8 protein-coding genes and 1 pseudogene are annotated in these 10,921 nt (G+C 54.8%); 3 read left to right on the forward strand and 6 right to left on the reverse strand.

The genetic code is table 11. From position 1 onward, the window contains the following. Positions 1-140: 140 nt before the first annotated feature. From ACTBDZ_RS10990 to dgt, 3 genes and pseudogenes are all read right to left on the reverse strand, one after another. Complete coding sequence (locus ACTBDZ_RS10990; RefSeq protein WP_438815336.1) at positions 141-1,298, reverse strand: CdaR family transcriptional regulator; 1,158 nt, start codon at positions 1,296-1,298, stop codon at positions 141-143. A 205-nt stretch (positions 1,299-1,503) separates the two neighbouring features. After that, entirely contained in the window at positions 1,504-2,937 is a 1,434-nt protein-coding gene (gene degP, locus ACTBDZ_RS10995; protein WP_438815337.1) for a serine endoprotease DegP, read from the reverse strand. Positions 2,938-3,139: 202 nt separating this feature from the next. After that, positions 3,140-4,650: pseudogene (gene dgt / locus ACTBDZ_RS11000) on the reverse strand (dGTPase). 117 nt (positions 4,651-4,767) lie between these two features. Between dgt and mtnN the strand changes: the two are divergent. Further along, positions 4,768-5,469: a 5'-methylthioadenosine/S-adenosylhomocysteine nucleosidase gene (gene mtnN / locus ACTBDZ_RS11005; RefSeq protein WP_438815338.1), complete on the forward strand. Its 702-nt coding sequence runs from the start codon at positions 4,768-4,770 to the stop codon at positions 5,467-5,469. Next, the gene (gene btuF, locus ACTBDZ_RS11010) at positions 5,469-6,299 is read left to right on the forward strand and encodes a vitamin B12 ABC transporter substrate-binding protein BtuF (protein WP_438815339.1); all 831 of its coding nucleotides are present in this window, start codon (positions 5,469-5,471) and stop codon (positions 6,297-6,299) included. The genes mtnN and btuF overlap by 1 nt, the downstream gene beginning before the upstream one ends. 525 nt (positions 6,300-6,824) lie before the next feature. Here btuF and erpA read toward each other — a convergent pair. Next, the gene (gene erpA, locus ACTBDZ_RS11015) at positions 6,825-7,172 is read right to left on the reverse strand and encodes an iron-sulfur cluster insertion protein ErpA (protein WP_222157826.1); all 348 of its coding nucleotides are present in this window, start codon (positions 7,170-7,172) and stop codon (positions 6,825-6,827) included. A 92-nt stretch (positions 7,173-7,264) separates the two neighbouring features. After that, complete coding sequence (gene clcA / locus ACTBDZ_RS11020) at positions 7,265-8,662, reverse strand: H(+)/Cl(-) exchange transporter ClcA (RefSeq protein WP_438815340.1); 1,398 nt, start codon at positions 8,660-8,662, stop codon at positions 7,265-7,267. A gap of 157 nt (positions 8,663-8,819) precedes the next feature. Here clcA and hemL point away from each other — a divergent pair, with 157 nt between their 5' ends. Next, positions 8,820-10,100 carry a glutamate-1-semialdehyde 2,1-aminomutase gene (hemL, locus tag ACTBDZ_RS11025; protein WP_438815341.1) on the forward strand — a complete coding sequence of 427 codons (1,281 nt, stop codon included), beginning with the start codon at positions 8,820-8,822 and terminating at the stop codon, positions 10,098-10,100. Between the two features lie 48 nt (positions 10,101-10,148). On the opposite strand, the gene ACTBDZ_RS11030 is transcribed toward hemL, so the two are convergent. Then, positions 10,149-10,921 (reverse strand): TonB-dependent receptor domain-containing protein (locus tag ACTBDZ_RS11030; protein ID WP_438815342.1); only part of this gene is annotated, 773 nt, incomplete at its 5' end.

Consider the following 10,921-nt stretch of genomic DNA (forward strand, 5'->3'; position numbering starts at 1 on the left):
TTACGGATGGTAACGTGGGGAGTACTCATGCTGATTGGTCTGCAAAAAGCAGTAATAAATTCAGAACTTCAGAATACCGTCAAGTCCCGAAAAAAGAAAAATCAGGTGCGGAATGACGGTTGGATCAATCAGATAGCAAATTATTCTTCTTCATCGAGTTGCAGTGCCACATAGAGCAGCAAACGATCGTCAAAGTTGCCCAAATCCAGCCCGGTCAGTTCGGAAATACGGTTCAGGCGATATTCAAGCGTATTGCGATGGATAAACAGCGCCTTAGCCGTAGCGCCCGGCTGAACATTATTGCGAAACCAGGCGTTAAGCGTACGTCGCAGCAAACCATTGCCGTCCATCGCTTTCAGCTTTGCCAACGGACGAACCAGTTCATTGGCCTGCCAGCCACCGCGCAGACTATCGAGCAACACTGGCAGCATTAAATCCTGATAGTAGTAGCAACGCTGACTGGGCATACGCTGTTTCCCTACGCCCATGGTGGTACGCGCAGTACGGTAAGAACGCGCAATGCTGCCCGGTCCGGTAAAGTAGTTACCCAACGCCATCCGTACCCGCAGGCGGCCGCTCTCAGTCATACGGGAGAACAGGTTATCTACGCGACGTCGATGTTCTTCGGCATCCCAACGACCATGGCTGTTCAGCGCGGGTTTCAGCACCACCATTTCGGTCAGAGACACGATAGCGATCAGATTGTTGCGCTCGGGCGTGGTCAACAGCGTTTGCAACTGCTGCAATTCTGCCATCGCACTGTCCACGCCCAATTGGCCGCTATCCACCTCAACAACGGCCACCACACGCGGCGTATTGAGATCGATCCCCAGACGTTGTGCCCACTCCATCAGAGCGGGTGACAGTTCGTCCATGCGAATCAGGTTTAGCACCAGTTCTTCACGCAGACGGCTATCCTGCGCCAACATGTGCAGCAGCCTAGCCTGCTCCAGCATCATCTCTGCGGTCATGCACACCAGTTCGCCAAACTGGCGCAAATGGGCGGGATTACCGGTCAGGCCGATTACGCCGACGATTTCACCGTCAATACGTAGCGGCAAGTTGATACCAGGCCGCACTCCGTGCAGATGGCGGGCAACCGCATCATCGATATCGACTACACGCCCCTGTGACAAAGCCAATAGCGCCCCTTCGTGCAGTTCGCCCACACGTTCTCGGTCGCCGCTGCCGATGATTCGCCCACGGGCATCCATCACGTTGATATTGCTATCAATAATTTGCATGGTGCGCGCAACGATATCCTGCGCAAGCTTTGCGTGGAGGTGATATGACGCCATTCCCGCCCCTGGTAAGAGAAAGTGACAATTGTACTATCATAACGTTGCCCTGAAAGCTGGACATTGTGCGATTTCACAAACATTGACCCAATTCCTTAGAATTGCGGGAAGTATCACAAAATAATAACGAGGAGGCGGATGGCTAAGGGGAAAATAAAAAAGGAGCGTACCTGATACGCTCCTTTCAGTCTGAAATTGCTACCGTTTATTGTGCCAACAGATAAATCGTAGTATTGCCACGCAGCACGTTCAGCGCTAACACCGGAGGCTTGCTGTCCAGAATTTTACGCAGTTCACCCAGATTCTGCACCGGCTGCTGGTTCACACCGAGGATAACGTCATCCTTCTTCAAGCCGATTTTCGCGGCCGCCGATCCGGCTTTCACCTCGTCCACCTTCACGCCTTTCTGACCGTCGATTTCGGTATTGCTGAGCGATGCGCCGCTGATACCGGTGTAAAGATTACCCGAGGCCACCTGTGTCTGGCTGGCCTGCTGCAAGGTCACTTCTACCGTTAACGGTTTGCCTTCACGCAGCAGTCCCAGCTTGACCTTGCGACCGACGGGTAAGGAACCAACCTGGGCGCGCAGTGCTGCAAAGCTGCTGATTGGTTTATCGTTCAGCGTCAAAATGACGTCACCGGCTTTGATGCCTGCTTCGTCAGCAGCGGATTTTGGCCTGACCTGGCTGACAAATGCCCCGCGCTGCGCATCCACTTTCATCGCTTGCGCCAGATCGGAATTGAGCTCAGTACCGGTAATACCCAGTTCGCCGCGTTTCACGTCGCCAAACTCAACCAATTGCGCGCTCAGGTTTTTCACCATGTTGCTCGGAATGGCGAAACCAATACCGATGTTTCCACCATCCGGTGCCAGAATCGCGGTGTTCAGGCCGATAAGCTCACCATTAAGGTTAACCAGCGCCCCGCCGGAGTTGCCTCGGTTGATCGCGGCATCGGTCTGGATAAAGTTTTCATAATTCTCGATATTCAGCCCGCTGCGTCCTAACGCCGAAACAATACCGGACGTCGCCGTTTGGCCTAGGCCGTAGGGGTTGCCGATCGCCACGGTATAATCACCCACCCGCAACTGATCGGAATCAGCGATCTTGATGGCGGTCAGATTTTTAAAATCAATCAGTTGAATCAACGCAACGTCGGTACGCGGGTCTTTGCCAATCACTTTGGCATCATACTTACGCCCATCGTAAAGCCGCACCTGAATCTTGTCCGCATTGTCGACCACGTGGTTATTGGTTACCACATAGCCTTTCTCCGCGTTGATCACCACACCAGAGCCTAATGCCTGGAAGTTCTCACGTTTTGCGGGCGCGCCCTCTTCCCCTTCGTCTTCAGCCCCCTGACAAATTGGGGAGTTTTGGAAGGGCGACCCCTCCTGACAGAACGGCGAATTCTCACCGAAGAAAGGCTGCATCTGCTGCGGAATATTGCTGCGCTTGACGTCGGTATGCCCTTCAATGGATATGCTGACGACAGAAGGCATCACTTTCTCGAGCATCGGAGCCAGACTTGGCATCTGGCTGGATGTCGATACTACCGCCTCAGTCGCCGCAAAGACGTGCCCCATGCTCATTGCCAGGCTCAGCGCCAATGCACTCAGAACCAATGATTTTCTTTTCATGATCTCTTATCTCGTCGTATCAACAGGTGAATCCCACGTCGCCGAACCTGTTTACCATCCCACCCTCTCGATGTCGCGCTGGCGGGTTCGTAAACAGGCTCAATTGGCGTTCGCGCTATATCAGATAAACAAGAAAGCACAAAGTTCATCGCCGCGCGCTGGCCCAAACGTAAGCAAGTATGGAGCCGCTTTACATAAATTGTTATTCCGCCGCCATCAGCCGCCGGTATTCGTCGTAAGCGTAAAGATCTGTCATTCCACTGATATAATCTTGAATCAAGCGCGCCCGATAATAGTATTCCCAAATCTCCTGTTCCTCACGAGACAGTGCCGAGAGTTGGAGCGTGGCTTCACGATAGGCCAGGCAATGTTTGCTGGAAAGCTTGTGGTAGAGCCGGGTTTCGATGGGGTAGTGCGGATGCGTATCATCATTCACCATCTGGCTGAACGCATCATAAGACATTTCCAGCAGCGGGTGATAAATGTCCAATAGCCCCCCGATCACGCGATAGCCTTGCAGTTCCAGATTTTCAATTTCTGCGTTATTAAACATATATTTGCGAGCAACCTCTTTGAACACCCGCAACAGTTTGGCCTGCGCTCCCTTGTCTTCCAGCAGCGCCTCATCAAAAGCGCCAGCGTAAATCGCAGGCAAATTTTTGATAAAACGATGCGCCGCGTAAGGCACCAATTTCGCCACCGTATTGACGCGCAACTGCATAAAAAATTGATCGTCGGTGCTGCGCCAGCGGTGCCGTTTTCGGCTTTCATACGCCTGCTCTACGGTTTTGGCAAACAGATCCGAGGGATCGACCGTGCCCCAGGTCTGGCGCAGGTACAGATAAAGCAGTTCGGTGGTAAGGATCTCTTTTTCTACCGCATCCTCCAGATCGGCAACGCAGTAGGAGATGTCGTCAGCGGCTTCCATGATGTAGGTGAGCGGAAAGCGATGGTATTCGTCCAGCGACAATTCCTGGCGCAAGTCGGCAACAAAATCCTGTTCAGAAAGGTAATACCCCGGTTTTTTCATCAGATAGCGATAGTTGTCGGGCACCTCGCCGACCCAATACGCTGGCCGGGTATATTTGAGAATACAGCCCACCTGGCTGTAGGTGAGATTCAGTTTAAGCAGCGTATGCACCAAACGAATCGCCTGTGCATTGCCTTCGAAATGGCTGAGATCCTGTCGCACCTGACGCCGCAATGCGTCATGCGCATCGCCTTTCAGCCGCAGGGCTTCAACCTGACAAGCATCATCACGCGACAATGCGTCATCCTGAATATAAGCGGCATCCAACCGTTTTCTAAACCAGTTGTTGATGGCGGATTCACCAAAATGGCCAAAGGGCGGGTTGCCGATGTCGTGCATCAGGCAGGCCATTTCTACCATGCTTTCAAAGGGCGTCTGCCACAGAGACAGACCAAGGGCATCCAGCCGATTTTCGCCTTTTATCCGCACCAGAATATCTTTGGCGATGTAGCGACCGACCTGCTGCACTTCCATCGAGTGTGTCAGCCGCGAACGCACAGCGGCGTTACGCTCCAGAGGAAATATCTGCGTCTTCTGCTGTAAACGACGGATCGCGGCAGAGTTGATGATACGTCCCCTGTCGCTTTCGAACAGGCGGACGATTCATATTCACTCTCCGCCGTGATCGGTTTGCTCAGAGGCCGCTGAACGCTGAATTTCTTTGAAAAATCGATATCGGACATCCCCTTCCCCCTTTACCGCCGCCAAAATCACGCCTGGGTTCCATTTCACCCCGTTAGCCATGATAGACTACACAACACAGACTACGGCTAACTATTCGAAATTTTGTGGGGAATCTTATGAAAGTCGGCATCATCGGGGCCATGGAACAAGAAGTGACGATCCTGCGCGATCGCATCGAAAACCGCAGTACCTTCACACGCGCCGGATGCGAAATCTACAGCGGGTGGCTGAACGGTGTCGAAGTGGCGCTGTTAAAATCCGGTATTGGCAAGGTTTCCGCGGCGATGGGCACCACGCTGCTGTTGGAACATGCCCGCCCTGACATCGTCATCAACACCGGCTCTGCGGGCGGCCTGGCACCGACCCTGAACGTCGGCGATATCGTGGTATCCAATGAAGCGCGTTATCACGATGCCGATGTCACCGCCTTCGGTTATGAAGCGGGCCAGATGGCAGGCTGCCCGGCGGCGTTTTCCGCCGATGCCTCCCTTATTGCGCTGGCCGAGCGCGCCATTGTGTCTCTGCAATTGAATGCCGTTCAGGGGCTGATTGTCAGCGGTGATGCGTTTATCAACGGTGCCGAACCTCTGGCCCGCATCCGTCGCACCTTCCCACAGGCCGTCGCGGTCGAAATGGAAGCCACGGCAATCGCTCACGTTTGCCATCAGTTCGGTGTGCCTTTTGTCGTAGTACGCGCCATTTCCGATGTGGCAGACAAAGCCTCTCACCTGAGTTTTGACGAGTTTCTGGCCGTGGCGACCCAGCAATCCTCACGCATGGTGAGCGCCATGTTGCAAGAGCTCGCCGGAAAAGCCTGATGCGCGTTCGCGGGCTCTCTCTTCTGGTAATTCTGGTAATACTGTGTCTGTTCATGGTCGGACGGGCCAGCGCAGACGCTGTCGCCCAGCGCATTATCAGTCTGGCTCCCCACGCTACGGAGCTGGCCTTCGCCGCTGGCATGGGCGATCAGGTGATTGGTGTGAGTGCCTGGTCAAACTACCCGCCTGAAGCGCAACAGCGGGAACAGGTTGCCTCCTGGCAAGGTATCAATCTGGAACGGGTGCTGGCCTTAAAGCCGGATTTGGTTCTGGCCTGGCGTGAAGGGAACCCGCAGCGACCGCTTGAGCAACTCTCTGCCTTTGGCATCCCGGTGTTGTATCTTGATCCTACCTCGCTGGAGGCAATACCGACCATTCTGGAACAGCTTGGGCAATACAGCGCGCACCCTGAGGTGGCGCGACAAAATGCGCAGACCTTACGCCAGCAGTTGGCTGATTTGAAAGCACGCTACGCCCATGCGTCAAAACATCAGGTATTCCTGCAATTTGGTACACACCCGCTGTTCACGTCAGGCAAACAGTCGTTGCAAAACCAGGTGCTCGCCCTGTGTGGCGGCGTCAATGTTTTCAATGACAGTAAGGTGCCCTGGCCGCAGGTCAGTCGTGAACAGGTATTGCGGCGCAACCCACAGGTGATCATTACAACGGGCACCGCTGCCGATGCGGCCGCCACGCGTGATTTTTGGTCGCCGCAGTTGTCCGTGCCAATTATTACGGTAGACGAAGATTGGTTTAATCGCAGCAGCCCGCGCATGCTGCTGGCAGCCCAGTACATTTGTCAGCAACTCGCTGCCCTCCCCGCCCAGTAAATCATAGGGTCATGCCTGCGCTCGTGCAGGCATGACTGCACGCTTTTCATCCAGTTAAAAACCGGTTATCATGCCGCAAACGGTTAAAACGCAACCGTATACAAACCAAAACATAACGATTTGATAACGCACATTTGTGCACTGAGCCGGCAACGGTTCTTTTTAACACCAGGTAGAAAAGTGATAAAAATAAGTCTGCTTAACGCGGGCCTGTTGATGCTGGCCTGCAATACTGCGTATGCGGCAAGCACCACAGCGGGCAAATCAATGTAGGGTTGAACGTGGTTGCTGTCTGTGAGGTCAAGGAAACCGCAGCCACCGCCCGCGTTGAATGCCCGAACGCAAAAGCGCTGATGCCAAAGATTACGCAAACCTCGCTAAGCGCAGGAGCTCGCACGGTAGCCCATCAGGAACAGCGGCTGATCACGATTGAGTGGTGATGGCGCAGGTTGGTTTATTCAGCCCGTTAAAACAAAAAACCGCGTTGTAGAACGCGGTTTTTTTTCGATATCAGCGGTAGGATAATCAGATACTGAAAGAAGAGCCGCAGCCGCAGGTGCTTTTCGCATTCGGGTTAGTGACCACGAAGCGCGAACCTTCCAGACCTTCCGTGTAATCCACCGAACCACCGACCAGATATTGCAGACTCATCGGGTCTACCACCAGCGCCACGCCCTGTTTCTCAATGGTCATGTCGCCGTCGTTAATTTTATCGTCGAAAGTGAAACCGTATTGGAAGCCGCTACAGCCGCCCCCGGTGATGTAGACGCGAAGTTTCAGCTCCGGGTTCTCTTCATCAGCAATCAGGACTTTCACCTTTTTTGCCGCCGCATCAGTGAATTGCAGCGGCACAGCCATTACTTCATCGCTCATTGTCGTACTCCCAGCTTGTCTTTTATTGGGCGGCGCACGCCGTTTGCCTTATCCCAATCATACGCTCATTATCCAACAGCGGGAAACAAGGTTCAAGGTTTGGCCTTGTGTTCATTTTCCGCACGCTGCTCTAAGGCATTTTGCCGTTGCAGCGTTCGGGCCAGAATCGCAGAATATAGCGGTTGTCCGCCTAAAAACTGCGCCATTAACGTCGCCCCTAGGCAGGTGATGATCATGGGCAAAATCAACTGATAGTTATCCGTCATTTCCAGCACCAGCACAATCCCGGTCAGCGGGGCGCGTACTGATGCCGCAAACAACGCGCCCATTCCTGCAATGGCAAAGGTGCCAGCACCTAATGCATAGTCAGGGAATACACCGTGTAAGATCAACCCGTAAGCACCGCCTAGCACGGTGCCCAACGCCAGCATCGGCGCAAAGATCCCGTCGGGCGCGCCAGAACCAAAGCACAACAGCGTCAGCACCATACGCAACAAAAATATCAGCAGCAGCATGCCCACGCTGTAGTGCGCCGCCGTTACGTCGGGAATGATGGCAAAACCCCCGCCGGAAACGTCGCTGAATGCCAGCGAAAGCACACCACACAGCCCACCAGCTAACATCCCGACCAGAATAAAGCGCGCTAGACTCTGCCCATGAAAACGTAAAAACAGCGCCTGCGTCCCCAACACCAGTCGGTTAAACACCACGCCAACCGCACCAAACACAATGCCTAACAGCAGATAACACCAGAGTGTGTTGACCGGGGCATCGGGCAGAGTGCCAACGTGGGTAACCGCCGCCTCACCGTTGAACACCCGAAACACCACGCTGGACATGATGACGCCAATAAACACGGCTTTTATGGAGATCAGGTTGTAGCGAAACTGCGGCCGCATCTCTTCAATAATGAACAAGATCCCCGCCAACGGGGCGTTGAACGCCGCTGATAACCCGGCTGCCGCACCGGTTGCCAACAGAGAATGACGCACGTCTGCGCGTTTGGCCGACAATAAATCCGCGATCATCCCGCCCACGTTGCCGCCGAGTTTCACCGTTGGCCCTTCCCTGCCCAACACCATGCCAGCGCCAAGTGTTCCCAAGCCACCGAAGAACTTCACTGGCAATACGCGCCACCAGCGTACCGGGCGAAGATCCTCCAACGCGCCTTCAATCTCCGGAATCCCCGAGCCCCCCGCTTCCGGCGCAAAACGACGCACCAGATAATACCCCCCGGCAGCCATCAGCCCAGAAAAGAGAAATGCCAGCGGCCAGCGCCACTCTGCGTGCGCCCACTGCGTCACCGTTTCCAAACGCAGTGCTTGTAGCGCACTCACCCCTTTCTCAAAAGCCACCCCAACCAGACCAACTAATGTACCCACCAGGGCAGCCAACACCAGAATCATCACCGGCGTTTTATCACGGCGAAGGAACTGCCGAATCGCGGCACGGCGCACGTCAATCAGGGAAATATCTCGGGAAGTCGTCACAGGATAAACCAAAGCAGCTAATACCAAAGAGGCACAGTATACGCCCATCCATCACATAACGCCTCTCTCTCCCTCTTACATCAATGACGCAAATTTGATAACGCGACAGCGTTGTTTACAATAGGCAAAACTCCGCTCTCTTTTCAGGACCCTTTCCATGAATAAATCAGAAAGTCTCTACGCTGCGGCACAGCAGCTCATTCCCGGCGGCGTCAACTCGCCGGTGCGCGCGTTCAACGGCGTCGGCGGCGTGCCGTTGTTTATTGAGCGGGCGGAAGGATCACATCTCTACGACGCGGACGGTAACGCCTATATCGATTATGTCGGTTCCTGGGGCCCCATGGTGCTGGGACATAACCATCCCGCTATTCGTCAGGCGGTGATCGCTGCCGCAGAGCGCGGATTGAGCTTTGGTGCGCCAACCGAAATGGAAGTGCACATGGCGCGGTTGGTGACCTCGCTGGTGCCGTCGATGGATATGGTGCGCATGGTGAATTCCGGTACCGAAGCGACCATGAGCGCCATTCGTCTGGCGCGCGGCTTCACGGGCCGTGACAAAATCATCAAGTTTGAGGGCTGCTATCACGGCCATGCGGACTGCCTGCTGGTCAAGGCGGGATCGGGCGCATTGACGCTGGGCCAGCCTAATTCCCCCGGCGTACCCGCTGATTTCGCCCGCCATACCCTGACCTGCATCTATAACGATTTAGCGTCAGTCCGTCAGGCTTTTGAGCAATACCCTGATGACATTGCAGCGATTATCGTTGAGCCAGTGGCTGGCAACATGAACTGTATTCCGCCACTGCCTGAGTTTCTGCCGGGATTACGCGCATTGTGCGATGAATTCGGCGCTCTGCTGACCATCGATGAAGTGATGACGGGCTTTCGCGTGGCATTAGGCGGCGCACAGGAGCACTACGGCGTGGTACCCGACCTGACCTGTCTGGGTAAAATCATTGGTGGCGGCATGCCAGTAGGCGCTTTTGGCGGACGGCGTGATGTGATGCAAGCGCTGGCCCCAACCGGTCCGGTGTATCAGGCGGGAACGCTGTCCGGTAACCCGATTGCCATGGCAGCGGGTTTTGCCTGCCTGAGCGAAGTGGCTAAACCCGGAGTGCACGACACGCTCACCGCATTGACCACTCAGTTGGCACAGGGGCTGGAAGCCGCAGCCAAAGCGCAGCACATTCCTCTGGTAGTGAATCACATGGGCGGCATGTTCGGTCTGTTTTTCACCGACGCACCGAGCGTAACCTGCTATCAGGATGTGACGCAGTGCGATGTGGAGCGCTTTAAGCGTTTCTTCCACCTGATGCTGGCCGAAGGGGTTTATCTGGCGCCGTCAGCGTTTGAAGCGGGCTTTATGTCACTGGCGCATAGCCAGCAGGATATTGACAACACCATCGCGGCAGCACGTCGCTGTTTTGCCCAGTTGTAATCGCCGTCAAGAGAAACGCCCCGATTGTGCGATCGGTGCGTTTGCGCATCAGAAGTTGTAATTCACACTCATGGACACGCTGCGCGGAGCGCCATAGGCATAGCTGTCACTGAGGGCGCTGTAATAGCTCTTATCCAGCAGATTGTTGACGTTAGCCTGCACCGCCAGCTGTTTGTTGATCTGGTAGCGGCCAAACAGGTTAACCAACGGATAGCTTCCCTGATGCACACGTGCCGCACCATTCGGCCCCGAGGTATCCACAAAGGTGCCGTTCTGCCAGTTTACCCCACCGCCCAACGTCAGTTCCGGCAACATCGGCAGTTGGTAGCGCGTGAACCATTTCAACGTGGTTTGCGGTAGCTGGCTGTTCACCCGGTTATCCGCCGCGTCTTTGGCAACGTAACGCGCGGCACCGAACGTCATCTGCCAATTATCCGTCAGGGCTCCGTTCAGTTCCAGTTCGACACCTTTACTGGTCACCCCTTGCGCACCGTAGTAAGCCTGATCGCTCGACCCCTGGACCTTGTTGCTGCCATCGGTCTGCGCCAGATTATCCTGCTCAATGCGGAATAAGGCCATGGATGCCGTCAGGCGGCCATCAAGCCAGTCGGATTTCAGACCGGTTTCATAGTTTTTGCCTTCAATCGGGGCCAGGTAGTTGCCATTAACACTTCGGTTATCTTGCGGCTGGAAGATTGAGGTGTAGCTGACATAGGCAGAGAGGGTATCGTTGATGTCGTAAATCAACCCGGCATAGGGCGACACCTTGTCTTTGCTGAAGCTGGAAGTCATACCGCCCGTGCTCCATTCGGTATAGCGCG

This window comes from Symbiopectobacterium sp., from assembly GCF_051710365.1.
Lineage (GTDB): Bacteria > Pseudomonadota > Gammaproteobacteria > Enterobacterales > Enterobacteriaceae > Symbiopectobacterium.

Excerpts from the sequence above, each read along its gene's own strand:
- ACTBDZ_RS10990 (WP_438815336.1), bottom strand. The coding sequence starts at position 1,298 with ATGGCGTCATATCACCTCCACGCAAAGCTTGCGCAGGATATCGTTGCG.
- degP (WP_438815337.1), bottom strand. The coding sequence starts at position 2,937 with ATGAAAAGAAAATCATTGGTTCTGAGTGCATTGGCGCTGAGCCTGGCA.
- mtnN (WP_438815338.1), top strand. The coding sequence starts at position 4,768 with ATGAAAGTCGGCATCATCGGGGCCATGGAACAAGAAGTGACGATCCTG.
- btuF (WP_438815339.1), top strand. The coding sequence starts at position 5,469 with ATGCGCGTTCGCGGGCTCTCTCTTCTGGTAATTCTGGTAATACTGTGT.
- erpA (WP_222157826.1), bottom strand. The coding sequence starts at position 7,172 with ATGAGCGATGAAGTAATGGCTGTGCCGCTGCAATTCACTGATGCGGCG.
- hemL (WP_438815341.1), top strand. The coding sequence starts at position 8,820 with ATGAATAAATCAGAAAGTCTCTACGCTGCGGCACAGCAGCTCATTCCC.